This is a genomic window from Cupriavidus sp. GW822-FHT06G04 (assembly GCF_058799075.1).
The window spans coordinates 86725-110788 of sequence record NZ_JBXALD010000002.1 but is presented as its reverse complement, the minus strand read 5'-3'; the positions used below and the strand labels follow the sequence as shown (position 1 = coordinate 110788).

At 64.3% G+C, this 24064-nt stretch carries 21 protein-coding genes; 12 read left to right on the top strand and 9 right to left on the bottom strand.

Features of this window, described 5'->3' with window-relative positions; genetic code table 11:
• Nucleotides 1-146: 146 nt before the first annotated feature.
• Nucleotides 147-2504 (top strand): UvrD-helicase domain-containing protein, encoded by a 2358-nt coding sequence (locus AC1RKI_RS04470; protein WP_492794827.1) that lies wholly within the window; start codon nt 147-149, stop codon nt 2502-2504.
• A 57-nt stretch (nt 2505-2561) separates the two neighbouring features.
• Here AC1RKI_RS04470 and AC1RKI_RS04465 read toward each other — a convergent pair whose 3' ends face one another.
• The 4 genes from AC1RKI_RS04465 to AC1RKI_RS04450 form a co-directional block, all read right to left on the bottom strand.
• A complete protein-coding gene (locus tag AC1RKI_RS04465) occupies nt 2562-3371 on the bottom strand; it encodes a BPSS1780 family membrane protein (protein WP_061956858.1) in 810 nt (269 codons plus the stop codon).
• Nucleotides 3372-3377: 6 nt separating this feature from the next.
• A complete protein-coding gene (locus tag AC1RKI_RS04460) occupies nt 3378-4361 on the bottom strand; it encodes a homoserine kinase (RefSeq protein ID WP_061956859.1) in 984 nt (327 codons plus the stop codon).
• 156 nt (nt 4362-4517) lie between these two features.
• A complete protein-coding gene (locus tag AC1RKI_RS04455) occupies nt 4518-4937 on the bottom strand; it encodes a hypothetical protein (RefSeq protein WP_061956860.1) in 420 nt (139 codons plus the stop codon).
• A gap of 189 nt (nt 4938-5126) precedes the next feature.
• Complete coding sequence (locus AC1RKI_RS04450) at nt 5127-6074, bottom strand: LOG family protein (protein WP_200899022.1); 948 nt, start codon at nt 6072-6074, stop codon at nt 5127-5129.
• Between the two features lie 4 nt (nt 6075-6078).
• Here AC1RKI_RS04450 and polA point away from each other — a divergent pair, with 4 nt between their 5' ends.
• The 4 genes from polA to AC1RKI_RS04430 all read left to right on the top strand — a co-directional run bounded on the left by polA (nt 6079) and on the right by AC1RKI_RS04430 (nt 12630).
• On the top strand, nt 6079-8895 hold the full coding sequence (polA, locus tag AC1RKI_RS04445; protein ID WP_492794742.1) for a DNA polymerase I: 2817 nt from the start codon (nt 6079-6081) through the stop codon (nt 8893-8895).
• A 292-nt stretch (nt 8896-9187) separates the two neighbouring features.
• Nucleotides 9188-10597 (top strand): NAD(P)/FAD-dependent oxidoreductase, encoded by a 1410-nt coding sequence (locus AC1RKI_RS04440; RefSeq protein ID WP_084004224.1) that lies wholly within the window; start codon nt 9188-9190, stop codon nt 10595-10597.
• A gap of 157 nt (nt 10598-10754) precedes the next feature.
• On the top strand, nt 10755-11630 hold the full coding sequence (locus AC1RKI_RS04435; RefSeq protein WP_244785770.1) for a dienelactone hydrolase family protein: 876 nt from the start codon (nt 10755-10757) through the stop codon (nt 11628-11630).
• Between the two features lie 187 nt (nt 11631-11817).
• Entirely contained in the window at nt 11818-12630 is an 813-nt protein-coding gene (locus AC1RKI_RS04430; protein WP_492794745.1) for a ZIP family metal transporter, read from the top strand.
• Nucleotides 12631-12649: 19 nt separating this feature from the next.
• Here the strand turns inward: AC1RKI_RS04430 and AC1RKI_RS04425 are convergent, their stop codons facing one another.
• The 3 genes from AC1RKI_RS04425 to AC1RKI_RS04415 all read right to left on the bottom strand — a co-directional run bounded on the left by AC1RKI_RS04425 (nt 12650) and on the right by AC1RKI_RS04415 (nt 15798).
• Nucleotides 12650-13507, bottom strand: a complete 858-nt coding sequence (locus AC1RKI_RS04425; RefSeq protein WP_492794747.1) for a sulfurtransferase — start codon at nt 13505-13507, stop codon at nt 12650-12652.
• 54 nt (nt 13508-13561) lie between these two features.
• Complete coding sequence (locus tag AC1RKI_RS04420; protein WP_061959468.1) at nt 13562-14482, bottom strand: DMT family transporter; 921 nt, start codon at nt 14480-14482, stop codon at nt 13562-13564.
• A gap of 209 nt (nt 14483-14691) precedes the next feature.
• Nucleotides 14692-15798 carry an aromatic ring-hydroxylating oxygenase subunit alpha gene (locus tag AC1RKI_RS04415; protein ID WP_061959469.1) on the bottom strand — a complete coding sequence of 369 codons (1107 nt, stop codon included), beginning with the start codon at nt 15796-15798 and terminating at the stop codon, nt 14692-14694.
• A 428-nt stretch (nt 15799-16226) separates the two neighbouring features.
• Between AC1RKI_RS04415 and AC1RKI_RS04410 the strand changes: the two genes are divergently transcribed.
• From AC1RKI_RS04410 to dxs, 3 genes are read left to right on the top strand one after another with little or no spacing between them, the layout of a single operon-like run.
• A complete protein-coding gene (locus AC1RKI_RS04410) occupies nt 16227-16535 on the top strand; it encodes an exodeoxyribonuclease VII small subunit (RefSeq protein ID WP_061959470.1) in 309 nt (102 codons plus the stop codon).
• A complete protein-coding gene (locus tag AC1RKI_RS04405; RefSeq protein WP_061959471.1) occupies nt 16532-17416 on the top strand; it encodes a polyprenyl synthetase family protein in 885 nt (294 codons plus the stop codon). The genes AC1RKI_RS04410 and AC1RKI_RS04405 overlap by 4 nt, the downstream gene beginning before the upstream one ends.
• Nucleotides 17417-17460: 44 nt before the next feature.
• Nucleotides 17461-19377, top strand: coding sequence for a 1-deoxy-D-xylulose-5-phosphate synthase (gene dxs, locus AC1RKI_RS04400; protein WP_492794751.1), 1917 nt, complete (start codon nt 17461-17463; stop codon nt 19375-19377).
• Between the two features lie 13 nt (nt 19378-19390).
• Here the strand turns inward: dxs and AC1RKI_RS04395 are convergent, their stop codons facing one another.
• The gene (locus AC1RKI_RS04395) at nt 19391-19519 is read right to left on the bottom strand and encodes a hypothetical protein (RefSeq protein WP_280519592.1); all 129 of its coding nucleotides are present in this window, start codon (nt 19517-19519) and stop codon (nt 19391-19393) included.
• Between the two features lie 186 nt (nt 19520-19705).
• Between AC1RKI_RS04395 and folE2 the strand changes: the two genes are divergently transcribed.
• Complete coding sequence (gene folE2 / locus AC1RKI_RS04390; protein WP_061959473.1) at nt 19706-20509, top strand: GTP cyclohydrolase FolE2; 804 nt, start codon at nt 19706-19708, stop codon at nt 20507-20509.
• Between the two features lie 58 nt (nt 20510-20567).
• On the opposite strand, the gene tsaD is transcribed toward folE2, so the two are convergent.
• Entirely contained in the window at nt 20568-21596 is a 1029-nt protein-coding gene (gene tsaD / locus AC1RKI_RS04385) for a tRNA (adenosine(37)-N6)-threonylcarbamoyltransferase complex transferase subunit TsaD (RefSeq protein ID WP_492794754.1), read from the bottom strand.
• A gap of 148 nt (nt 21597-21744) precedes the next feature.
• On the opposite strand from tsaD, the gene AC1RKI_RS04380 reads away from it, so the two are divergent.
• The 3 genes from AC1RKI_RS04380 (at nt 21745) to AC1RKI_RS04370 (ending at nt 23880) form a co-directional block, all read left to right on the top strand.
• Nucleotides 21745-22989: a BaiN/RdsA family NAD(P)/FAD-dependent oxidoreductase gene (locus AC1RKI_RS04380; RefSeq protein ID WP_492794756.1), complete on the top strand. Its 1245-nt coding sequence runs from the start codon at nt 21745-21747 to the stop codon at nt 22987-22989.
• 131 nt (nt 22990-23120) lie between these two features.
• Nucleotides 23121-23333: a 30S ribosomal protein S21 gene (gene rpsU, locus AC1RKI_RS04375; protein ID WP_061959476.1), complete on the top strand. Its 213-nt coding sequence runs from the start codon at nt 23121-23123 to the stop codon at nt 23331-23333.
• Between the two features lie 97 nt (nt 23334-23430).
• Complete coding sequence (locus AC1RKI_RS04370; protein WP_061959477.1) at nt 23431-23880, top strand: GatB/YqeY domain-containing protein; 450 nt, start codon at nt 23431-23433, stop codon at nt 23878-23880.
• Nucleotides 23881-24064 lie beyond the last annotated feature (184 nt).

Sequence of the window (24064 nt, the reverse complement as noted above, 5' to 3'; positions counted from 1 at the left end):
AACATCAAATTATAGGGGAGGTGGGGTATCGGTGTGCATTTTCGGGCCATGGCTGGCCATGGCGGCGCTGCCCAAGCCCCGCCTGCTGAGGGGTCCGGGACGTGGCCGCCGGTATAATTGCCGCCTACCTTCCCGGCCCCGATCCGATGTCCAGCCTGCTTGCCAATCTCAACGCCGAACAATTAGCCGCCGTCACCCTGCCGGACGAGCCCGCCCTGATCCTGGCCGGCGCGGGCAGTGGCAAGACGCGCGTGCTGACCACGCGGATCGCCTGGCTGATCCAGAACGGTCGGGTCTCGCCGGCCGGCATCCTGGCTGTGACCTTTACCAACAAGGCCGCCAAGGAAATGCAGACGCGCTTGTCGTCGATGCTGCCGATCAACACGCGCGGCATGTGGATCGGCACTTTCCACGGCCTGTGCAACCGGATGCTGCGCGCGCACTTTCGCGACGCCGGCTTGCCGCAGACATTCGCGATCCTGGACACGCAGGATCAGCTGTCGGCGCTCAAGCGGCTGCTCAAGCAACTGAACGTCGACGACGAGAAGTACCCGGCCAAGAGCCTGCAGTACTTCATCAACAACGCCAAGGAACAGGGGCTGCGGCCGGCCGACGTCGAGGCCAACGACGACTTCAACCGGCGTTTCGTCGATCTCTACGCGGCCTATGACGAGCAGTGCCAGCGCGAAGGCGTGGTCGATTTTGCCGAGCTGCTGCTGCGCTGTTACGAATTGCTGCGCTATAACGACGCGATCCGCCAGCACTACCAGCATCGTTTTCGTCATGTGCTGGTGGACGAGTTCCAGGACACCAACGTGCTGCAATACCAGTGGCTCAAGCTGCTGGCCGGCTACGGGTCTGGCCATGCTGCGGCGGTGTTCGCGGTGGGCGACGACGATCAGAGCATCTATGCGTTCCGCGGCGCCAACGTCGGCAACATGCGCGATTTCGAGCAGGAATTCCGCGTACGCCACATGATCAAGCTGGAGCAGAACTACCGCTCGCATGGCCACATTCTCGACTCCGCCAACCACTTGATCTCGCATAACGCGCGGCGCCTGGGCAAGAATCTTCGTACCGATGCCGGACACGGCGAGCCGGTGCGCGTGTTCCAGGCGGGCTCGGACGGGCAGGAAGCGTCGTGGATCGTTGAGGAAATCCGCGATCAGATCGCGCAGGGCATGTCGCGCGCCGAAATCGCCATCCTGTACCGCAGCAACGCGCAGTCGCGGGTGATCGAGCACGCGCTGTTTTCGTCAGGCATTCCCTATCGTGTCTACGGCGGCCTGCGCTTTTTCGAGCGCGCCGAAGTCAAGCACGCGCTGGCCTATCTGCAGTTGATCGAAAATCCGCGTAACGACGCCGCGTTCGGGCGCGTGGTGAATTTCCCGACGCGCGGCATCGGCGCGAAATCGCTCGAAACGCTGCAGGACGCCGCGCGTCAGTACAACTGCTCGCTGGCCGAGGCGGTTGCCTACGTGCCGGGCAAGGCCGGCAGTTCGCTCGGCGCGTTCCTGCGCCTGATCGAGCAGATGCGCGCCGAGACCAGCCGGATGACGCTGGCGCAGACCGTTGAATATGTCACCAACACGTCTGGACTGATCGCGCATTACCAGACCGAAAAGGAAGGCCAGGACCGCATTGAAAACTTGCAGGAACTGGTGACCGCGGCGCAGGCATTCGTGGTGGAAGAGGGCTATGGGCTGGATGCGCTGGCGCGCATGCTGCCCGTGCATCGTGATGCGCCGCCGGCGCTGGCGCAGGGCGACCAGGACCAGCAGGTGCTGGACCCCGAGCAGTTGCCGGTGGTGATGACGCCGCTGGTAGCGTTTCTCACGCACGCATCGCTGGAAGCGGGCGACAACCAGGCGCAGGCCGGGCAGGACGCCGTGCAGATGATGACGGTGCACGCGGCCAAGGGGCTCGAGTTCAACGTGGTGTTTATCACCGGGCTCGAGGAAGGGCTGTTTCCGCATGAAAACAGCGCGATGGAGGCGGACGGCCTTGAGGAAGAGCGCCGGCTGATGTACGTGGCCATCACGCGCGCGCGCGAGCGGTTGTACCTGTCCTTCGCGCAAAGCCGCGTGCTGCATGGCCAGATGCGATATCACGTGCGCTCGCGCTTCTTCGAGGAGCTACCCGAGGCGTCGCTGAAGTGGATCACGCCGCAGGGTCAGGCGTATGGCACTTATGGCGCCGGGCGCCAGTCGTCCGAGCGGGAATCGGGCTGGGGCCGCGATTGGTTCAAGCGTGCCGAAGACGTGCCGTACACGGGGCGCAAGCCCACCGGCGGCATGGACACCGGCAAGAACTATGCGGAAGAAAAACGCGCCGCCGCCACGGGATTCCGCGTGGGGCAGAACGTGTTCCACAACAAGTTTGGGGAAGGCCGGATCAAGGCGCTCGAGGGCGAGGGCGCCGATGCGCGCGCCAACATCGATTTCAAGCGCCACGGCGCCAAGTGGCTGGCGCTCGGCGTGGCCAAGCTCGATCCGATCGATTGAAGCGCGCCGCCGGGCGGGTGAGGCCGCCTCGCTCGTGCAAGCGAGACGGCAGGCGCCTCAGGGCTGCGGCGGCTGCGGCGCGACGTCCGCGGCCTCGCCGGGCGGCACGATATTGAAGCAGCCGCGATAGGTCGCGTAGAACGAGCAGTACAGGATCGCCAGGATCAGCAGCGAATACGGCGTCACCAGAAACGACAGCACCGCTTCGCCGCCGAACGCCGCAAATACCGTTTCCAGCACCAGCGGCACCGCCACCATCAGCACCGCAAACAGCACGGCGTAGGTGAAGAACGCGCCGCGGTTGCGCCAGCATGCGGTCCAGCTGAAAAACAGCGCCTTGACCGGCGGCACCTGGTGCCAGGCCGACAACAGCGGCGCGAACCAGAACATCATCGCCACGGGCGTGTAGAGCAGCGCGCCGATCAGCAGCGCGAGATACAGTTGGCGCACGGTTTCCGCGGATGGCTCCTCGCCCTTGAATACCATCGGGGCGACCGCGCCGATATCGACCACCGTGGTGGCGATCAGGCTGAGCGTGAATACCAGCGTCGCATAGATGCCGCCCAGCACCAGCAGGTTGCGCGTCGCCTGTTTGCCGTTGGTGCGAAACCCCGCCAGCAGGATGGTGGGCAACACGCGCTTGTTCTGGATGACTTCGCGGCATGCGGTCATCACGCCGACATACAGCCCGGGCGTGACCACCAGCAGTGCAATGATGCCGAACAGCGGCACGAAGATCGCCAACTGCGCGGCAATCAGATAGATGAACAGCAGCATCAGGAACGCGAGCGGGTTCTTGCGAAACAGCCAGACGCCCTGGCGAAACCAGACGTAGCCTTCCTTGGCGGAAACTTCCAGTAGTTGCATGGCGAATCAGATCCAGGGGAGCGCGGCCGCGTCGTCGATGCGGCGGCGCAGAATGCGTTCGAAGTGGGTCGGATCGTGCGGCTGCAGCATATCGGCCTCGCGCGGGAGATAAAAATCCCACAGGCGCGAGATCCAGAAACGCAGCGCGCCGGCACGCAGCATGTCCTGCCAGTGCGCGGCCTCGACGTCCGTCAAGGGCCTGGCCGCATGATATGCCTGCAGCATGGCGCGCGCGCGATCGATGTCGAGCACGCCGGTCGGCAAATCGATGCACCAGTCGTTCACGGTCACCGCAAGGTCAAACAGCCACTTGTCGTTGCCCGCGAAATAGAAATCGAAGAAACCGCCGAGCTTGTGCCTGCCGTCGACCTCGTCGAAGAGCACGTTGTCGCGGAACAGGTCGCAGTGGCACGGGCCGCCTTGCAGCGCGGCGTAGTCGGCGCTGGCGAAGAACGCGCTCTGGTGGGCGATCTCGTCGGACAGCAACTCGCGTTGCGATGCGTCCAGGAACGGCGTGATCTCGGGCTGCGTCTGCCGCCACCACGCCAGGCTGCGCAGGTTGGGCTGCTGACGCGGATAATCCTGGCCGGCCAGATGCATGCGCGCGAGCATCGAGCCCACTTCCGCGCAGTGCTCGGCTTGCGGCGCCAGCTGCGAGGCGCCGGGCAGGCGCGTGACGATGGTGGCGGGCTTGCCCTTCAGGCTGCGCAGGATCTCGCCGTCGCGCGCGCGCATCGGCGCCGGCACGCTGATGCCGTGGCGCGCCAGATGGTCCATCAGGTGCAGGTAGTAGGGCAATTGGTCGAAGTGCAGCCGCTCGAAAATCGTCAGCACATATTCGCGCGTGACGCCGTCCTGCTCCATCGTCAGAAAAAAGTTGCTGTTCTCGATGCCCGACGCAATGCCGCGCAGCGCGCGTACTTCGCCGAGGTCGTAGTCAAGCAGCCAGCGGGCGATCTCGTCCTGCGAGACCGTGGTGAATACGGCCATACTGTTTAATTGGTGCGAATCAGGGGACGGCGGGACCGGAAGGACAACACGTTCCGCCGCCGCGGCATTTCTGCCGGAGGGCCGGCGCGATCCGCGTCGGCAAGCTGGCCGCGCGGATCGTGGGTAAGAAGACTATCAGGGTATCGCGGGCGAACGTCAGAACTTCAGGTTCACCGACGGCACGCGGTTCACGTCGTGGTCACGAATCTTGGGCGAGCTGTCTTCGGGCTTGCTCATTTCGTATTTGGTGCCGAATCCGGAATGCACCTGGATATCGGTGGCGCGGCCCTTGTCACGATATTCGGTCACCTGCGTGCCATCGCGCTCGCGCAACTGGAAGCTCGGCTCGCGCGGCTGGTTCAGTTGGCTCTTCACTGCCGGCGCGATCGGCTGGTTGTTGATCTGGTTTAGTTCCTGCTGCGTCAGCGCATTGCTCGATTCCGAGCCCTGAGCCAGCGCCGGGGTTGTCACCGCCAGCGCCAGCACGGCGGCGCCGAGCGCGGGCAGATAGCCGTGGCGGCCAAGGGCGGCATACAGATCGGCCAGCCTGGCACCCGGTTGCGAAGGGGAAGTCATCTGAGGCTCCTGTGCGCGCAGGGCAGCCAGCCCCGCAACGCGGATTTGGCCTGCGCACCCGGCGGCGCCGGAATCTGGCAGGCGGACAGGCTTCCATTCTAGCAATTCCTGCCGATTCCGGGCCGCTCTCGTGGCCTTGCGTCCACCCGGCGGACCGCCATCGCGGGAGAGCCGGGCTCCACTTTTGCCCTACAGATAGAACATTTCTTCCTTGGGCGGAATGGGATGGTCGCCACCACGTTTTTCGTAGTACTCGTAGACGGCTTCCAGCACTTCCTGCGGCTCGTCGACGATCTTCATGAGGTCGAGGTCGTGTTCGGCGATCAGGCCCATCGGCAGCAGCGTGAAGCGGAACCAGTCGAGCAGGCCCTTCCAGAAGCGGCTGCCATACATGACCACCGGCACCGAACGCGATTTGCCGGTCTGAACCAGCGTCAGCACCTCGGCCAGTTCGTCGAGCGTGCCAAAACCGCCTGGCATCACGATGAACGCGTCGGAGTTCTTCACGAAGGTGACCTTGCGCGTGAAGAAGTGACGGAATCGCATGGCGATGTCCTGGTACGGATTGCCCTGCTGTTCATGCGGCAGTTCGATGTTCAGGCCGACGCTGGCGGATTTGCCCGCGTGCGCGCCCTTGTTGGCGGCTTCCATGATGCCGGGGCCGCCGCCGGAGATCACCGCGAAGCCGGCGTCCGAAAACAGGCGGGCGATCTCGATGGTCTTCTGGTAGTAAGGCGAGTCTTCGCGTAGGCGCGCGCTGCCGTAGATCGACACGGCGGGACGGATCTCGGAGAGGTACTCGGTCGCCTCGATGAACTCTGCCATAATCGTGAACATTTGCCACGAGGCGCGCGCCTTCTTGGCCGTGGCGCGATCTTCGTCGGCCAGCGCACGCAGGCTCGGGATCATCTTGCGCGGATTGGCGCGCGCCGCCGCAGCGCGTGCGGCAGCTTCCTGTTCTTCGGGACTTTTGCCGGCCGCCGCGGCATCGGCCTTGGCGGCAATGGCTGCAGCATGCGCCGACGCTTTCTCGGGCGGCGGATTCACAGCATTACCCGAAATGTCGGAAACGTCCGTATCGGCGAGGGGGGCGGCGTTAGCACCGCCTGCGGGGGCACCAGTCAATTTTGAGTCCATGGGAATGTCGGATAGTCCAAAAACACTCTTGCTCGTCGATGGATCGAGCTATCTATATCGCGCGTATCACGCTCTGCCGGACCTGAGGAATGGCGAAGGGCTGCCCACAGGGGCAATCTACGGCATGATCAACATGCTGCGCAAGCTGCGCAACGATTACCCGGCACAGTATATCGCCTGCGTGTTCGACGCCAAGGGCAAGACGTTCCGCGACGACATGTATCCCGCGTACAAGGAGCATCGCCCGTCGATGCCCGAGGACCTCGCCCGGCAGATCGAACCGATCCATGAAGCCGTGCGCGCACTGGGCTGGCCCATCGTCGTGGTCGAGGGCGTGGAGGCGGACGACGTGATCGGCACGCTCGCCTGCCAGGCCACCGCGCAGGGCGTGCACACGGTGGTCTCCACCGGCGACAAGGACCTCGCGCAGCTGGTCAATGACCACGTTACGCTGGTCAATACGATGAGCGGCGAGGTGCTGGATCCGCCCGGCGTGCTGAACAAGTTCGGCGTGCCGCCCGAGCGTATCGTCGATTATCTGTCGCTGATCGGCGATGCGGTCGACAATGTGCCCGGCGTGCCCAAGGTGGGCCCGAAAACCGCGGTGAAATGGCTGACCGAATACGGCTCGCTCGACGCCATCATGGCGGCTGCGGACGGCATCAAGGGCGTGGTGGGCGAGAACCTGCGCAACACGCTGGACTGGCTGCCGCGTGCGCGCGAACTGGTCACGGTAAAGACCGATTGCGATCTTTCCGATGCGGTCCCCGATTTCCATGCCCTGCACGATCTTGGCGAGGACAAGGAAAAGCTGATCGCATTCTTCCAGCGCTACGGCTTCAAGACGTGGCTGCGCGAGGCCACCGGCGAGGCGCTGCCGAATGCGCGCGCGGCCGCGGCCCGCAGCGCGCCGGCGCCCGCACCGGCGCAGGGCGGCCTGTTCGACGCGCCCGGCGCGCCGGCCGAGCAGGACGCGCCGGCAGAAGACCTGCCGCCGGCCGAAATCCACTACGAGACCGTGACGACCGAGGCCGCGCTCGATGCGTGGATCCAGAAGCTGGTCGATGCGCCGATCGTCGCCATCGACACGGAAACCACGTCGCTTGATCCGATGATGGCGGAACTGGTCGGCATTTCCGTATCGGTCGAACCGGGCGAGGCCGCGTACATCCCGGTGGCCCATCGCGGCCCCGATGTCGCAGGCATGGACGATCACGGTCAGCTGTCGCGCGAGTTCGTGCTCGAAAAACTGCGCGCGTGGATCGAGGACCCGTCGCGGCCCAAGCTTGGCCAGCATTTGAAGTACGACGCCCATGTATTCATGAACCACGGGCTGACGCTGCGCGGCATCACGCACGACACGATGCTCGAAAGCTACGTGCTGGCGTCCTATCGCAATCACGGCATGGACAGCCTGGCCGAGCGCCTGCTGAACCTGAAGACGATCACGTACGAAGAGGTTTGCGGCAAGGGCGCCAGCCAGATCGGCTTCGACCAGATCGACCTGCAGCGCGCCACCGAGTACGCCGCCGAAGATGCCGACGTGACGCTGCGCCTGCATCGCAAGATGATGCCGCAGCTCGAGGCGGTCGACGGCTTGAAATATGTCTACGAGAAGATCGAGATACCGGTGTCGGTCGTGCTGCAGAAGATCGAACGCAATGGCGTGCTGATCGACGCGGACCGCCTGGCGGCGCAGAGCGCGGATCTGGGGCTGCGCATGATGCAGGCCGAAAGCGCCGCACATGAAGCGGCCGGACAACCGTTCAACCTCGGCTCGCCGAAGCAGATCGGCGAGATCCTGTTCAACCAGATGAAGCTGCCGGTCGTGAAAAAGACCGCCAGCGGTGCGCCATCGACCGACGAAGAGGTGTTGCAGAAGCTGGCCGAGGATTATCCGCTGCCAAAGCTGCTGCTCGACTATCGCAGCCTGTCGAAGCTGAAGTCCACGTACACGGACAAGCTGCCGAAGATGGTCAACCCGAAGACCGGGCGCGTGCACACCAGCTACGGCCAGGCCACGGCGGTGACCGGACGCCTGGCGTCGACCGAGCCGAATCTGCAGAACATTCCGGTGCGCACCGAGGAAGGCCGGCGCATTCGCGAGGCCTTCATCGCCGCGCCTGGCAACGTCATCGTATCGGCCGACTACTCGCAGATCGAGCTGCGCATCATGGCCCATATTTCGGGCGACGAAAACCTGCTGCGCGCGTTTGCCAATGGCGAGGACATCCACCGCGCCACGGCGAGCGAGATCTTCAATGTCGAGCGCGAAGCGGTCACGAGCGAGCAGCGCCGTTATGCCAAGGTGATCAACTTTGGCCTCATCTATGGCATGAGCGCGTTCGGCCTGGCAAGCAACCTCGGCATCGAGCGCGAGGCGGCCAAGCACTATATCGACCGGTATTTCATGCGCTATCCGGGCGTGGCCAACTATATGGAAGAAACACGCCAGAAGGCGCGCGACCAGGGTTTCGTGGAGACCGTGTTCGGACGCCGCCTGTGGCTGCCCGATATCCGTGGCGGCAACGGTCCGCGTCGTCAGGCCGCCGAGCGTGCCGCCATCAACGCGCCCATGCAGGGCACCGCGGCGGACCTGATCAAGTTGTCGATGATTGCCGTGCAGGACTGGATCGAAGCCGAGAACCTGGGCGCGCGACAGATCATGCAGGTGCACGATGAACTGGTGCTCGAAGTGCCGCAGGCCGAGTTCGATCTGGTGAAGGTGCGTTTGCCCGAGTTGATGTGTTCGGTGGCGCAGCTGAATGTGCCGCTGGTTGCCGAAGTGGGCAGCGGCGCCAATTGGGAAGAGGCGCACTGAGCGCAACAACGCTTGCCGTGTCAGTTGGGAGCGCGCCAGACCGGTACAGTCTGGCGCGTTAGCGCTGTCTGCCGCGCGATGCCGATGTATGCACGAGAGTACCGATTGAATCGACTCGGCAAGGCTTGCCAGCTGTGTTGCTCTGCAGCACACTGGCGCTAACCGAGCCGTATTTTCCGTATTTTTCTGAGCAGCATATCGGCCTCGCGGTGCGAAACCACAACAAGAAGTCGAAAGACAAAAGTCGCCGCGGGCCTGCACCGGTTTTCAAATTGAAAACATCGGGTAGACCATGAGCAACGCACAAGGCAGAGAGGAAAGCGCCCCCATTCCGACCGACACCATTGCGCGCGATGCACGCATCGACAGCGCGCCGCGATCGGCCAACCAACCGCACCGCATCGTCGTCGTCGGTGGCGGGGCCGGCGGGCTTGAACTCGTAACCCGCCTCGGCGACAAGCTTGGCAAGTCGCGCCAGGCCCACGTGACGCTGGTCGATCGCATGCCGACGCATATCTGGAAGCCGCTGCTGCATGAAGTAGCGGCCGGCAGCATGGATCCGAACACCCACCAGCTGGAATATGTCGCCCAGGCGCGCTGGCACCATTTCGAGTTCCAGCAAGGCGAACTGACCGGCATCGACCGCGCGCGCAAGGTGATCCATGTTGCCGCGTGCGTCGACCAGGATGGCGAGGAACTGCTGCCCGCGCGCGACTTGCCTTATGACACGCTGGTGCTGGCGATCGGGTGCGTGACCCACTTCTTCAATGTGCCGGGCGCCGCCGAACACGCCATCGCACTCGACACCGTCGATCAGGCCGAGCGGTTTCGTCGCAAGCTGATTGCGGCGTGCGTGCGCGCGCAGAACGGACGAGGCCGCACGGGCGAGGACGGCCGCCCGCGCGTCGATGTGGCGATCATCGGCGCAGGGGCCACCGGGGTGGAGTTGTCGGCGGAACTGCGCAATACGGCGCATGTGCTGAACGCTTACGGGCTACATCAGCTCGATCCGCGCCGCGACGTGCGCATTCACATTGTCGAAGCGGGGCCGCGCATTCTGCCCGCCTTGTCCGAACGCGTGTCGGCCGAGACCACCAAGCTGCTGCGCAAGCTGGACGTCGATGTGTTCACCTCTGAGCGCGTGACCGAAGTCACCTCGGACGCGGTGCTGACGGCCAGCGGCAAGCGTGTCGATGCGGACCTGACCGTATGGGCGGCCGGCATTACCGCGCCGGGCGTCCTCCGCACGCTTGGGCTGCCGGTCAGCAAGATGGGCCAGATCGTGGTGGGCCCCACGCTGCAGAGCGAGATCGATCCGGACATCTTTGCCTTCGGCGATTGCGCCGCAGCGCCGTGGCCGGAGAAGCAGACCAGCGTGCCGCCGCGCGCGCAGGCGGCGCACCAGCAGGCCACGTTCCTGTACGACGCGATGCGCGCGCGCCTGGCGGGCAAGCCGTTGCCCAGGTTCGGCTTCAAGGATTTTGGCTCGCTGGTGTCGCTGGGCCACTTCAGTGCCGTGGGCAGCCTGATGGGTGGCCTGATCGGCGGTTCGATGTTTATCGAGGGCCTGATGGCGCGCTTCATGTACACGTCGCTGTACCGGATGCACGTGATGGCGCTGCATGGCGCGATCGGCATGGGTCTGGACACCGTCACGCACTGGCTGCGCAGCAAGACCAGCCCGCGCGTGAAGCTGCACTGAGGAATCCCGGCGGCAGGGCATGGCAAGGGCAGGCAGGAACGATGGCTGACGGCGCGTGCGTTGTCGGCCATCTTTGCTTAGAATCGACGCGCAACGCTTGCGTCACTTCCGACGCGCGATCACCGATCAAGACGTCCTCGATGCCAGGAGACCGTTCATGCTGAAACCCGAAGTGGAAAGCCTCGTCCCCGGTCAGTCGTTCGACCGCCGCAGTTTCGTCAAGACCGCGCTCGGCTCGGCGTTCGCCGCGGCCGTGTTGCCGGTGACGGCGCAAACCATCAAGACCGATTTCAACGGCCTGACCGCCGGCGAGGTCACCGTGGCGTCGGGCGGCTTCAGCATGCCGGTGTACCGCGCCCAGCCGGAGGGCAAGAAGAATTTGCCCGTGGTGCTGGTGATCAGCGAGATTTTTGGCGTGCACGAACACATCGCCGATATCTGCCGGCGCTTTGCCAAGCTCGGCTATCTGGCCATTGCGCCCGAACTGTTTGCGCGCCAGGGCGACCCGAGCAGCTACGGCACGATCCAGGAATTGCAGACGAACATCATCCAGAAAGTGCCCGACGCCCAGGTGATGGGCGATCTCGACGCCTGCGTCGCGTGGGCCGCGGCCAATGGCGGCGATGTCGAGCGGCTCGGCATCACCGGATTCTGCTGGGGCGGCCGCGTGACGTGGCTCTACGCGGCCCATAACAAACGCCTGAAAGCCGGCGTTGCGTGGTATGGCCAGCTCGTGGGAGAGCCCAGTGCGCTAAAACCGACGAATCCGGTCGATGTGGTCGGCAACCTGCACGCGCCTGTGCTCGGCCTCTACGGCGGCAAGGACACGGGAATCACACAGGAACACGTGGCGAAGATGAAGGCGGCGCTGGCGGCGTCGCCCAACCCAAATGCCAGGGCGTCGACGTTCGTGGTCTATCCCGAGGCCGGACACGCGTTCAATGCCGACTACCGGGCCAGCTATGTGGAGGCGGCGGCCAAGGACGGCTGGCAACGTTGTCTTGCCTGGTTCAAGGAGCACAAGGTCGCGTAGGCCGTTTCGCGCGATTGGCCCCGATGTCCGCGCGGATGATTTGCAAAGTCGGCACGGACCTACGTACAATGCGGTCTTCGCGTTTTTGCAACATTGTTGCGTTAGTGCGCGAAAGTAGTCAGTCGGCGATGACTGCCCGGTGGTCGGGCGGGGGCCGGGCCGGGAGTTCATCATCCATTCCACGCTTTTGTACATCCTGCTGGCGGCGACGATTTCGGGCGTCGGCAGCATTCTGGGTGCGGCGCTGCTTTCGTTGACGGTGGCCTCGCGCGTGGTGGAGCGCATGGTGAGTTTCTCGGTCGGCGTGCTGCTGGCCACTGCGCTGCTGCACTCGCTGCCCGAAGCGTTCGAATCCGGCGCCGATCCGCGTGCGCTGTTCGGCACGCTGCTGGCGGGCCTGCTCGGTTTCTTCCTGCTGGAAAAGATCTCGCTGCTGCGCCATTCGCACCATCACGAAGGCGATGGACATCACCATCATCACGGCCACGACCGCGAGGAAGCGGGCCGCAGCGGCCTGACCATCCTGGTGGGCGACACGTTCCACAATTTTGCCGACGGCATCGTGATTGCGGCGGCGTTCCTGGCCGATCCGCATATCGGCCTGGTCACGGCGCTGGCCATCGCAGCGCATGAGATCCCGCAGGAAGTGGGCGACTTCATCGTGCTGCTGAACGCGGGATTTTCGAAGTCGCGCGCGTTCGCGTTCAACCTGCTGTCGAGCCTGGCCGCGATTCTGGGCGGCCTCGTCGGCTATTTCCTGCTCGACCAGCTGACGGGCTGGATCCCTTATGTGCTGGTGATCGCGTCGAGCAGCTTCGTCTATATCGCGGTCAGCGACCTGATGCCGCAGATGCAGCGCAAGCCGCGCCTGAAGGAGTCGGCGGTGCAGGTGGTGCTGGTGGCGGCCGGGATTGCCGCGATCGTTTTCATTACCAATGGCGTGCACGAGCAACATACGCATCGCCATTCGCAAGTCAACACGGAAACGGCGTCACACTGAGCGGACGCCGGAGAACGGATCAGCCGCCGGTGGCAACCGGCCGGTCCGGGTTTGCGCACCATTCGCTCCACGATCCCGGGTAGAGCGCCGCGCCGGTCAGGCCGGCCACTTCCATCGCCACGAGATTGTGGCAGGCCGTCACGCCCGAACCACATTGCATGACCGTTTGCGCCGGCTCTTTGCCGCCAATGACCTGGCCGAATTCCGCGCGCAATTGCTCGGCGGGTTTGAAATAGCCGTCGGGCGTCAGATTGTCCTTGAAGAAGCGATTGACGGCACCGGGGATGTGGCCGCCCACCGGATCGAGCGTCTCGTTTTCTCCCCGGAAACGGTCCGCGGCGCGCGCATCGACGACCAGCATCGACGGCTGGCCGAGGTTGGCCAGCAGCGCGTCGGCGTCGACGGTGCGCACCAGCGACGCCTTGCGCGTCAACTGGCCGCCGACTTCCGGATCGGGCGTGGCGCCTTGTTCGACTGGCAGGCCGGCTGCGATCCACGCATTCTTGCCGCCATCGAGCACAGCCACGGTTGCGTGGCCAACCCAGCGCAGCAACCACCAAAGGCGCGCGGCATACATCCCGCCTTGCGCGTCGTAAGCCACCACCAGCGTGTCGTCATTGACGCCCAATGCACGCAATCGCGCGACAAACAACTCGGCGTCGGGCAGCGGATGCCGGCCGTTGACGCCGGTCTTGGGGCCGGACAGTTCGTTGTCCAGATGAAGATAGTAGGCGCCGGGGATGTGGGCCTGCTGATAACTGTCGCGGCCCGCCGCGGGGGCGGTCAGGTCGAACGAGCAATCGATGACGACGGTATGCGGCTGTCCGGCGGCGCGCAGCCGGTCCAGTTCTGAAGCGGTGATCAGCGGTGATGGCATGAACCTGTCTCGCGGTGAGTGAAAGTTTGCCGTAAATGCTACACCGACACGGGATCAGACCTCGGGATGGACTTCCGCTTCCGGCGATTTCACCGGCGTGGCCGGGGTGGGATGCTTGTCGTTGTCGCGCGCGCGGGTCAGCGTGGTGGCAATGCCGCTAGCCACGATCAGCGCCATGCCGAGCCACGAAATCCAGTTGAGCTTGTCGTCCCAGACCAGCGTGCCCCACAGGCTGGAAAACACGATGCCCGCGTATTGCAGGTTGGCCGTCAGCAACGTGTTGCCGCGCTTGTAAGCGCGCGTCATCGTCGTCTGGCCCAGCGTGGCCAGAATCCCGATGGCGAGCAGCAGCCCCACGCCATGCCAGGTCAGCGGGCTCATGCCCGAGTACAGCATCCACACCAGGCCGCAGACCAGCCCGACCGCCGAGAAATAGAACACGATGCGGCCTTCGGGCTCGCCCAACTGGCCCAGCTGGCGCACTTCCACATAGGCCAGGGCCGTGAACATGCCCGAGATCAGTCCGATCATGCCCCCAGTCAGTTGGTCTTTGCCGACCGATGGCTGCAGCAGGCAGATCACGCCGGCAAACGACAACAGGATCGCGCCGATCAGTTTCTTGTCGGCCGCCCCGGCCGTGCCCGCCAGCGCCGCACTCGCGCCCAGGATCAGCGCGATCCAGACCGGCGACATGTAGTTGAGCGTCATGGCCGTGGCCAGCGGCAGCAGCGTGATCGATGTGAACCACAGCAGCAGCGCCGTCACGCCGAACAGGCTGCGCTTGATGTGCGTGACCATGTGCGGCGTACGCACCGAAATGCCCTGCGACGCCAGCATGATCCACATGATGGTGACGCCGATCAGGCTACGGTAGAAGACGATCTCGCCCGTGGTGTAGAACTCGGACGCCAGTTTGACGCCAACCCCCATCAGCGAAAACGAGAAGGCGGCAAACAACATCCAGAGCGATTGCATGATGAGAGGGGCGGTTCAGGTGAGACAACGCGCAGGCGACTTTTGATGATCCTGAGGCGCTGCGGGAGAAAACCGTTGTATTGGCAACGATTGAGTGTGCGATTCTAGCAGTGCACCGAGCGGCGCTCCAATGCGAAACGGACCGTTTTCACGGTCCGTTTCGGTAGCCCCACAGATCGCGGGCGATCAGCGCACGGTCTTGCGGACGATCAGCGCTTGTTGTAGTTCATCGCGCTGCGATACCACTCATGGAAGTGCTGCATGCCGTCTTCCATCGGCGACTGATAGGGGCCGGTTTCGCTGACGCCGCGCTTCATCAGCGCCAGTCGGCCCGCGTCCATGCGTTCGGCAATTTCGTCGTCCTCGATGCACGTTTCCATGTAGGCGGCGCGCTCGGCCTCGACGAATTCGCGCTCGAACAGCACGATTTCCTCGGGGTAGTAGAACTCGACGACATTGCGCGTCTTGCGCGGACCCACAGGGTGCAGCGTCGAGATGCACAGCACGTTCGGATACCACTCGACCATGATGTTCGGGTAGTACGTGAGCCAGATCGCGCCGTGCTTGGGCAGCTTGCCGTTGTTGAAGCGCAACACGGCGTCATGCCACTTTTGGTACGTCTGGCTGCCCGGCCGTTGCAGGCCCGCATGCAGGCCCACCGTCTGCACGCTGTGCCATTCGCCGAACTCCCACTTGAGGTCGTCGCAGGACACAAAGCTGCCCAGGCCCGGATGGAACGGCACGACGTGGTAGTCCTCCAGATAGACCTCGATGAAGGTCTTCCAGTTGTAGTTGCACTCGTGGACTTCCACATGGTCGAGCATGTAGCCGTCGAAGTTGAGATCCTCGGCCACACCCATGCGGGCGAGGTCGGCGCGGACGTCGCGCTCGCCTTCGAACAGCATGCCGTTCCAGTTCTGCAGCGGCGACCGGTTCAGGTGCACGCACGGCTGCTCCGCAAAATGCGGCGCGCCAAGCAGTTCACCCTTGAGGTCGTAGGTCCAGCGGTGCAGCGGGCAGACGATGTTCCTGGCGTTGCCGCGGCCGTTCATCATGATGGCCTGGCGATGGCGGCAAACGTTGGACAGCAGTTCAATGCCGCCCGGGTTGCGCACCAGCACCCGACCTTCATCCTCGGCGGCCAGCGTTTGGAAATCGCCGGTTTCCGGCACCATCAGCTCGTGTCCGACGTACCCCGGGCCCTTCTTGAACAGCAGTTCCAGTTCTTGTTGATGCAGCGCCTCGTCAAAATAGACATCCACGGGCAACTGCGAATCAGCCGGCGCCAGCTTGAGCGCGGTGCTGAGATTGGACATTATCCCCACTCCCTATGACAGGCGAAAGCAGTGAACAACCCAACCATCGAAATATGAATCGATTTGGGAAACCGTGTCAGACGAGTTTGATCCAGACCGTTTCCTGATGTCATGACCAGGAAAAATGCGTGATGTACGCGATGAGCCGGAACTCGCTGACGAGCCGGGGATTGTACCCGAGCCCAAAAGTTAAGGGACTGATTATTTTGCCTTTTTGGCGAAAAAGTCGACCCGGGTCGTCATGGAGGTGCCCTTTGGTGCCCATTCCGAAAGACGACCCGGGCGCACACGTCACTTCTGTGCAGAGCCGGGGTGGTCGAGCGGGTCGGTCCACGCAACAGACCGCCTTCCCCGGTCCTAATAAGACTGTTCAGCGACCGAGCCCCGGATTGACGTAAAATCGCGAATTCCCCAGATCGAGGCCTGCCATGCCAAGAACCACGACCGCCCCGGTCGAGCCTGAAGATTGCCCGGACCCCAGCGTGGCGCCGGCGTCCTATGAAGCCGCAATGGCCGAGCTGGAAACACTGGTGGCGAGCATGGAAAGCGGCGAGTTGCCGCTGGAAGCGTCTTTGGCCGCGTACCGCCGCGGCGCGGAGCTGGTGCGCTATTGCCAGCAAAGCCTGGAGCGGGTGGCGCAGCAGGTCAAGGTGCTTGAAGGTGACGCACTCAAGGCATTAACGGGCGAACCTTCGTCCCGTACCGATAACAACAGCAACGGCGCAGATTTCGAATGAGCGATTTCGCTACCTGGATGCGGGCGCAAGGCGCCCGGACCGAGGCCGCCCTGGAAGCGGCACTACCTTCCACGGACACAATTCCATACACCTTGCACGAAGCCATGCGCTATGCTGTGCTCGGCGGTGGCAAGCGGGTTCGCCCATTGCTGGTTCATGCCGCCGGCGAGATGGCCGGCGCAGCCCCGCAGGCCTGCGACGCAGCGGCCTGCGCGGTGGAGATGATCCATGCGTATTCGCTGGTCCACGACGACATGCCCTGCATGGACGACGACGACCTGCGCCGCGGCCGGCCGACGGTCCACAAGGCTTACGACGAAGCCACGGCGCTGCTGGTCGGCGATGCGTTGCAGTCCCAGGCGTTCATCGTGCTCACCCAGGCGCCGGCGCTGGACGCCGAGGCGCGCCTGAAGCTGGTGGCCGAACTCGCGGTCGCATCGGGCTCGGTCGGCATGTGCGGCGGTCAGGCGATCGACCTGCAGAACGTGGGCCTGGCGATGACGCGCGACGCGCTCGAAGGCATGCATCGCATGAAGACCGGCGCCCTGCTGCGCGCCAGCGTGCGGATGGGAGCGTTGTGCGGAAACATCGATCGCGACGGTCTGGCTGCGCTGGACCAATATGCGGCCGCCGTGGGATTGGCGTTCCAGGTGGTTGACGATATTCTCGACGTCACTGCCGATACGGCGACGCTCGGCAAGACTGCCGGGAAAGACGCCGCCAATGACAAGCCGACCTACGTGTCGCTGCTTGGTCTGGATGCCGCACGCGCACTGGCTTCCCAGCTGCGCACGGACGCCCACGAGGCGCTGGCGGGATTCGGCGCGCGCGCTGGCCGGCTGGCCGAACTGGCCGACCTCATCGTGCTGCGCTCAAACTGAACTGAAAAGCCGGACGCACAGAATCCGGCAGCCGAACGGACACCATGACCTACACGCTGCTCAACAACATCGACGACCCCGCGGACCTGCGCAAGCTGGATCGCCGCCAGCTCGGCACGCTGGCCGATGAACTCCGCGCCTATGTGCTCGAATCGGTTTCGCAAACCGGCGGCCACCTGTCGTCCAATCTCGGCACGGTGGAGCTGACCATTGCGCTGCACTACGTTTTCGACACGCCCAACGACCGCGTCGTGTGGGACGTGGGTCACCAGAGCTACCCCCACAAGATCCTGACCGGCCGGCGCGACCGCATGTCGACGCTGCGTCAGTTTGGCGGTATCTCCGGCTTCCCGCGTCGCGCGGAAAGCGAATACGACACCTTCGGCACCGCGCATTCGTCGACCTCGATCTCCGCCGCGCTCGGCATGGCGCTCGGCGCGCGCACGCTGGGCCAGAAGCGCGTGGGCATCGCCGTGATCGGCGACGGTGCGATGACCGCGGGCATGGCCTTCGAGGCCATGAACAATGCTGGCGTCTATAAGGACCTGCCGCTGCTGGTGGTGCTGAACGACAACGACATGTCGATTTCCCCGCCGGTCGGCATGCTTAACAAGCATCTCGCGCGCCTGATGTCGGGCCAGTTCTACGCGGCCACGAAGAAGGGCATCGAAAAGGTGCTGTCGGTGGCGCCGCCGGTGCTGGAATTCGCCAAGCGCCTCGAGGAACACGCCAAGGGCATGGTCGTGCCGGCCACGCTGTTCGAGGAATTCGGTTTCGACTACATCGGCCCCATCGACGGTCACGACCTCGAATCGCTGGTGCCGACGCTGCAGAACATCCGACAGCGCGCCCTGGAAGGCCACGGTCCGCAATTCCTGCACGTCGTGACAAAGAAGGGTCAGGGCTACAAGCTGGCCGAGGCCGACCCGATCCTCTATCACGGCCCGGGCAAGTTCAACCCCGCCGAAGGCATCCGCCCGTCGGCCAAGCCGTCGCGCAAGACCTATACGCAGGTGTTTGGCGAATGGCTGTGCGACATGGCCGCCGCCGACAAGCGCCTGATCGGCGTGACGCCGGCCATGCGCGAGGGCTCCGGCATGGTGGAATTCGAGAAGCGTTTCCCGGATCGTTATTACGACGTCGGCATTGCCGAGCAGCATGCCGTGACGTTTGCCGGCGGGCTGGCCTGCGAAGGGCTCAAGCCCGTGGTCGCGATCTACTCGACCTTCCTGCAGCGCGGCTATGACCAACTGATCCACGACGTGGCGCTGCAGAACCTGCCGGTGGTGTTCGCGCTCGATCGCGCGGGCCTGGTGGGCGCCGATGGCGCGACGCACGCCGGTGCGTACGATATTCCCTACCTGCGCTGCATCCCCAACATGATGGTGATGACGCCGGCCGACGAGCAGGAATGCCGCCAACTGCTGACCACCGCATTCCAGCAGGATTGCCCCACCGCCGTGCGCTATCCGCGTGGCGCGGGCGTTGGCGTGGCGACGCAGCCCGAGCTGACCGCGCTGCCAGTGGGCAAGGGCGAAATTCGTCGCGAAGGCCATGCCCGCGCGGGTCAGCGCGTGGCGTTCCTGGCGTTTGGCTCGATGCTGCACCCGGCGCTGGCAGCTGGGGAGGCGCTTGACGCCACGGTCGCCAACATGCGATTCGTGAAGCCGCTCGATGTGGAGCTGGTGAAGCAACTGGCCGCCACCCACGATTACCTGGTGACGGTGGAAGAGGGTGCAACGATGGGCGGCGCGGGCAGTGCCGTGCTCGAAGCGCTGGCCGAAGCCGGCATCGAGATCCCGACGCTGGTGCTGGGTCTGCCGGACAAGTTCATTGACCACGGCGACCCGGCATATCTGCTGTCGCTGTGCGGGCTCGACGCAGCCGGCATCGAGCGTTCGGTGCGCGAGCGCTTTCAACTGGCGGAGCAATCGGTCAAGGTGGCAACGCGCGTAGCCTGACGCCGCTAGTCACCTAGAGCCAAAACCGGCGCGGAATTCCCGCGCCGGTTTTCTTTTGGGCGTCATCCACCGACGAGATGCCGCGGCCAATGCCGGCGGCATGCGGCAAATACGCGGAATCACGAGCGATGGCGGCGAGCATCGGCAATATTGCGTAGAATCCCCTTTCCCATTTTTGTGTTCGCAACTACGGGCCGGCGCCCCAAAGATGCATCGTGCCTGGACCCGTCGTTTCACACTCGTTGCGCGGCGTGGAGAAATCCTGCGAAAACGTCGCGACCGTAAGGATGGCCGTCACCCCCTGCCGGCCTCCTGGAGGAAACCGTAGATGAATGACATCAATCCAGCCTTTGTGATGCCCGACGTGCAATCGAGCGTCGATACCCGCCAGATCGTGATCCAGCGCGTGGGTGTGAAAGGCGTGCGATATCCGCTGACGCTCAAGACCGCGCGCGGCGAAGTAGCTACCGTCGGTACGTTCGACATGGACGTGCGCTTGCCGGCCGACCAGAAGGGCACACATATGTCGCGCTTCGTCGCGCTACTCGAAGACAACCGCGCTCCGCTGGATCTGGCCGCGTTCCGCGCGCTGCTCGACGACATGCTGGTGCGCCTCGAGGCGGACGCCGGCCGCATCGAAGTCACGTTCCCGTATTTCATCGCCAAGACCGCGCCGGTATCGGGCGTGCAATCGCTGCTGGACTACGAGGTGACGCTGATCGGTGAGAAGCGCGACGGGCAGACGCGCCTGTTCCTGCGCGCCCTGGTGCCGGTGACGAGCCTGTGTCCGTGCTCGAAGAAGATTTCGCAGTACGGCGCGCACAATCAGCGTTCGCATATCACGATGAAGGTCGAGCTTTCGGCCGATCTCGATGTGGAAACGCTGGTGCGGATGGCCGAGGAAGAGGCGTCGTGCGAGCTGTGGGGATTGCTCAAGCGACCGGATGAAAAATTTGTGACCGAGCGCGCCTACGAGAATCCCAAGTTCGTGGAAGACCTGGTGCGCGACATCGCGATGCGCCTCAATGCGGACAACCGTATCGTCGCCTACACGCTCGAAGCCGAGAACTTCGAATCGATCCACAATCACAGCGCCTATGCGCTGATCGAGCACGACAAGCGCCTGGGCTGATTGTGTGTCGCCGCTGCCTTTGCCTGCGCCTTGCAGGCAAAGGCCGGCAGCATCAGCGCTACGCTGGCAGGCGGATGTCGGAAAGATCCCAGCGCGGCGTCACGCCGTAATCGTAATCATGGCGCGCCAGCCCTGGCGCGGCCTGCAGGCGCATGGCGCCGGCAAAGGCGATCATCGCGCCGTTGTCGGTGCAGAACGCCAGGTCCGGGTAGTACACCTCCACCTTGCGGCGCTTGCCGAGGTCATTCAGGCGCTCGCGCAGTTGCGGATTGGCGCCGACGCCGCCGGCAACCACAAGGCGCTTGTGGCCAGTCTGCTTGAGCGCGTTGAAGGATTTTGCGGCCAGCACATCGACGATCGCATCGACAAACGAGCGGGCAAGATTGGCGCGATCCTGTTCGCAGGGGTTGCCGAGCTTGCGGGTTTGCGTCAGCACCGCGGTCTTGAGACCCGCGAACGAAAAGTCCAGATTGCCTGAATGCAGCATGGGCCGCGGCAGGTCGAACGCGCCGGGGTTGCCGAATTCGGCCAGGCGCGACACCTCCGGCCCGCCGGGATACCCCAGCCCCAGCAACTTGGCGGTCTTGTCGAACGCTTCGCCGGCGGCGTCGTCCAGCGTTTCGCCCAACAGCGCATAGTCGCCGATGCCCTTGACCTCCATCAGTTGCGTGTGGCCGCCCGATACGAGCAGCGCGACGAACGGAAACGGCGGCGGCGCGCTGGTCAGCAGTGGCGACAGCAGATGGCCTTCCAGATGATGCACGCCAATCATCGGCACATCGAGCGCAAATCCCAGCGCATTGGCAACCGAGGCGCCGACCAGCAGCGCGCCGGCCAGACCAGGCCCCTGGGTGTAGGCGATCGCATCGATATCCGCGCGCGCGCGTCCGGCTTCGTCGAGCACCTGCCGCAGCAGCGGCAGCACGCGGCGGATGTGGTCGCGCGACGCGAGTTCTGGCACCACGCCGCCATATTCGCGATGCATGGCGATCTGGGAGTGCAGCGCGTGCGCGAGCAGCCCGGCCTCGGTGTCATAGAGGGCGAGCCCGGTCTCGTCGCAGGAGGATTCGATACCGAGGACAAGCATGGCTTCTGGTGCGGCCGGCGCTGATTTCGGACTGCAACTGCAGCCATCATGCCGGCAAAAAACGGGAGGGCAGCAGGGTAGCACACCCGCATCGCGCGCGCTTGCCCGGCCCGTATTCGCTACAATCGCGGCTTCTTGAAAGGGCAACATGACACAAGGCAGGAACGACCGGTTCGATGTGGCGGTGCTGGGCGCAGGCGCCGCCGGCATGATGTGTGCCGCGGTCGCCGGTCAACGCGGCGCGCGGGTGGTGCTGGTCGACCATGCGACGCGACTGGCCGAGAAGATTCGCATCTCGGGCGGCGGCCGCTGCAATTTCACCAATCTGCAGGCCGGCCCGGCCAATTATTTGTCGTCGAATCCGCACTTCTGCCGGTCCGCGCTGGCCCGCTACACGCCGCAGGATTTCCTGGGCCTGCTGCGCCGCCATGACATCGGCTGGCACGAAAAGCATCGCGGCCAATTGTTCTGCAACGACAGCGCCGAAGACATCATCAACCTGCTGCGCGCGGAGTGCGATGCGGGCGGCGTGCGTTGGCAGACCGGCTGCACCATCGAGGAAATCCGCAAGGAAGGCGACGATTTCCTGCTCCTCACCACGCAGGGGACGGTGCGCGCCGGCGCCGTGGTGGTGGCGACCGGCGGGCTGTCCATTCCCAAGATCGGCGCGACCGATTTCGGTTACCGCATCGCCCGTCAGTTCGGGCTCAAGGTCGTGGAAACCCGCCCGGCGCTGGTGCCGCTGACGTTCGACGGCGGCGCCTGGCAGCCGTTTGTCCCGCTGGCCGGGGTGTCGATGGAAGTCGATATTGCGACTGGCAGCGGCAAGGCGGCGGGCGCGTTCAAGGAAGACCTGCTCTGGACGCACCGTGGCCTGTCGGGCCCGGCAGTGCTCCAGATTTCCAGCTATTGGCGGCCGGGCGAGCCGATCGAGATCGATCTGTTCGACGGCGAGGACGCCGCGGCCTGGCTGATCGACCACAAGAAGGGCAATCGGAAGCACCTGAACAACCTTCTGGCCGAACGCCTGCCCGCGCGGCTGGCGGCGGCATGGTGCGCGGCGGTGGGTCTGCCCGGCGAACAGCCGGTAGCCGATCTGCCGGACAAGGCGCTGCGCCAGCTAGGCGAGACGTTGAATCGCTGGCGCGTCGTGCCGTCGGGCACCGAGGGCTACAAGAAGGCGGAAGTGACGCTCGGTGGCGTAGACACGCGCGGACTGTCGTCGGCCACGATGATGGCGCGCGACGTGGCCGGGCTGTATTTCATCGGCGAAGTGGTCGATGTGACCGGCTGGCTCGGCGGCTACAACTTCCAGTGGGCGTGGGCTTCCGCCGTGGCGGCCGGCGAGGCGGCTGCCGAAGCGGCACGCGGGGCGGTGGGCGCTGTTGCGTAGGCGGCACGACATGTGTCCATGCGTGTCCATCGCGAGCAGCGCGACAGGCCTTGCGCTACAATCGGCCGCTCTCGCTTGCCGCCGGCCGGGTTCCGGCACTTGATCCTGTTTGTCTTTCCTTTTTTGGCCAGATGACCACGATTCGCCTGAAAGAAAACGAACCATTCGAAGTCGCGCTGCGTCGCTTCAAGCGCACCATAGAGAAAAATGGCCTGCTCCCGGAGTTACGGGCGAGAGAGTTTTACGAGAAGCCGACCGTGGAGCGCAAGCGAAAGCGCGATGCGGCTATCAAGCGCAATTACAAGCGCCTGCGTAGCCAGATGCTGCCGAAGAAGCTGTACTGACACCCGCTTCACGTTGGCTTAAAACCCGCTGAGAGCACGGCTCTGGCGGGTTTTTGCGTTACGGTCCGACCTGACCTCAATTTTTCGGAAGATTGCTATGTCCCTCAAAGCCCGCATCAACGATGACATGAAGGCCGCCATGCGCGCTCGCGAATCGGAGCGCCTCGGCACGATTCGCCTGCTGCTGGCTGCCGTCAAGCAACGCGAGGTTGATGACCGCATCGAGCTGGACGACGCGGCTGTCACCGCCGTGATCGACAAAATGATCAAGCAGCGCAAGGACTCGATTTCCCAGTTCGAACAGGCCGGTCGCGACGATCTGGTAGCCAAGGAAAAGGCCGAACTAGACGTTCTGGCCGCCTATATGCCGGCGCAGCTTTCCAGCGCCGAAGTGGCCGCCGAGGTGGAGAAGGCGGTCGTCGAGGCGGGCGCCACGGGTCCACAGGATATGGGCAAGGTGATGGGCCTGGTCAAGGCGCGCCTGGCCGGCCGTGCGGACATGACGGCGGTATCGGGCCTGGTCAAGGCGGCCCTGGCGCCAAAATGATTGACCGAGGGGTCAGTTATAAGCATGATTAGCAGTCGCGATACACGAAGATATCGTCGGGTTGACGGGGCTTGACGGTCAATGTCGGCTAAGTCCGGCAATGCGTTGCGGCTGCACTACAATGATTCGATAGCAGTCGTGCGTCGTTTCGTGCACGTATTTCAAAAAAGGGGTCGCCGGTACG

Coding starts and splice junctions, on each gene's coding strand:
- rpsU (WP_061959476.1), top strand. CDS start 23,121: ATGACCACGATTCGCCTGAAAGAAAACGAACCATTCGAAGTCGCGCTG.
- AC1RKI_RS04395 (WP_280519592.1), bottom strand. CDS start 19,519: ATGCTCGCCGCCATCGCTCGTGATTCCGCGTATTTGCCGCATGCCGCC.
- AC1RKI_RS04410 (WP_061959470.1), top strand. CDS start 16,227: ATGCCAAGAACCACGACCGCCCCGGTCGAGCCTGAAGATTGCCCGGAC.
- dxs (WP_492794751.1), top strand. CDS start 17,461: ATGACCTACACGCTGCTCAACAACATCGACGACCCCGCGGACCTGCGC.
- AC1RKI_RS04425 (WP_492794747.1), bottom strand. CDS start 13,507: ATGCCATCACCGCTGATCACCGCTTCAGAACTGGACCGGCTGCGCGCC.
- polA (WP_492794742.1), top strand. CDS start 6,079: ATGTCGGATAGTCCAAAAACACTCTTGCTCGTCGATGGATCGAGCTAT.
- AC1RKI_RS04435 (WP_244785770.1), top strand. CDS start 10,755: ATGCTGAAACCCGAAGTGGAAAGCCTCGTCCCCGGTCAGTCGTTCGAC.
- AC1RKI_RS04455 (WP_061956860.1), bottom strand. CDS start 4,937: ATGACTTCCCCTTCGCAACCGGGTGCCAGGCTGGCCGATCTGTATGCC.
- AC1RKI_RS04470 (WP_492794827.1), top strand. CDS start 147: ATGTCCAGCCTGCTTGCCAATCTCAACGCCGAACAATTAGCCGCCGTC.
- folE2 (WP_061959473.1), top strand. CDS start 19,706: ATGAATGACATCAATCCAGCCTTTGTGATGCCCGACGTGCAATCGAGC.
- tsaD (WP_492794754.1), bottom strand. CDS start 21,596: ATGCTTGTCCTCGGTATCGAATCCTCCTGCGACGAGACCGGGCTCGCC.
- AC1RKI_RS04405 (WP_061959471.1), top strand. CDS start 16,532: ATGAGCGATTTCGCTACCTGGATGCGGGCGCAAGGCGCCCGGACCGAG.
- AC1RKI_RS04370 (WP_061959477.1), top strand. CDS start 23,431: ATGTCCCTCAAAGCCCGCATCAACGATGACATGAAGGCCGCCATGCGC.
- AC1RKI_RS04415 (WP_061959469.1), bottom strand. CDS start 15,798: ATGTCCAATCTCAGCACCGCGCTCAAGCTGGCGCCGGCTGATTCGCAG.
- AC1RKI_RS04380 (WP_492794756.1), top strand. CDS start 21,745: ATGACACAAGGCAGGAACGACCGGTTCGATGTGGCGGTGCTGGGCGCA.
- AC1RKI_RS04440 (WP_084004224.1), top strand. CDS start 9,188: ATGAGCAACGCACAAGGCAGAGAGGAAAGCGCCCCCATTCCGACCGAC.
- AC1RKI_RS04420 (WP_061959468.1), bottom strand. CDS start 14,482: ATGCAATCGCTCTGGATGTTGTTTGCCGCCTTCTCGTTTTCGCTGATG.
- AC1RKI_RS04450 (WP_200899022.1), bottom strand. CDS start 6,074: ATGGACTCAAAATTGACTGGTGCCCCCGCAGGCGGTGCTAACGCCGCC.
- AC1RKI_RS04460 (WP_061956859.1), bottom strand. CDS start 4,361: ATGGCCGTATTCACCACGGTCTCGCAGGACGAGATCGCCCGCTGGCTG.
- AC1RKI_RS04465 (WP_061956858.1), bottom strand. CDS start 3,371: ATGCAACTACTGGAAGTTTCCGCCAAGGAAGGCTACGTCTGGTTTCGC.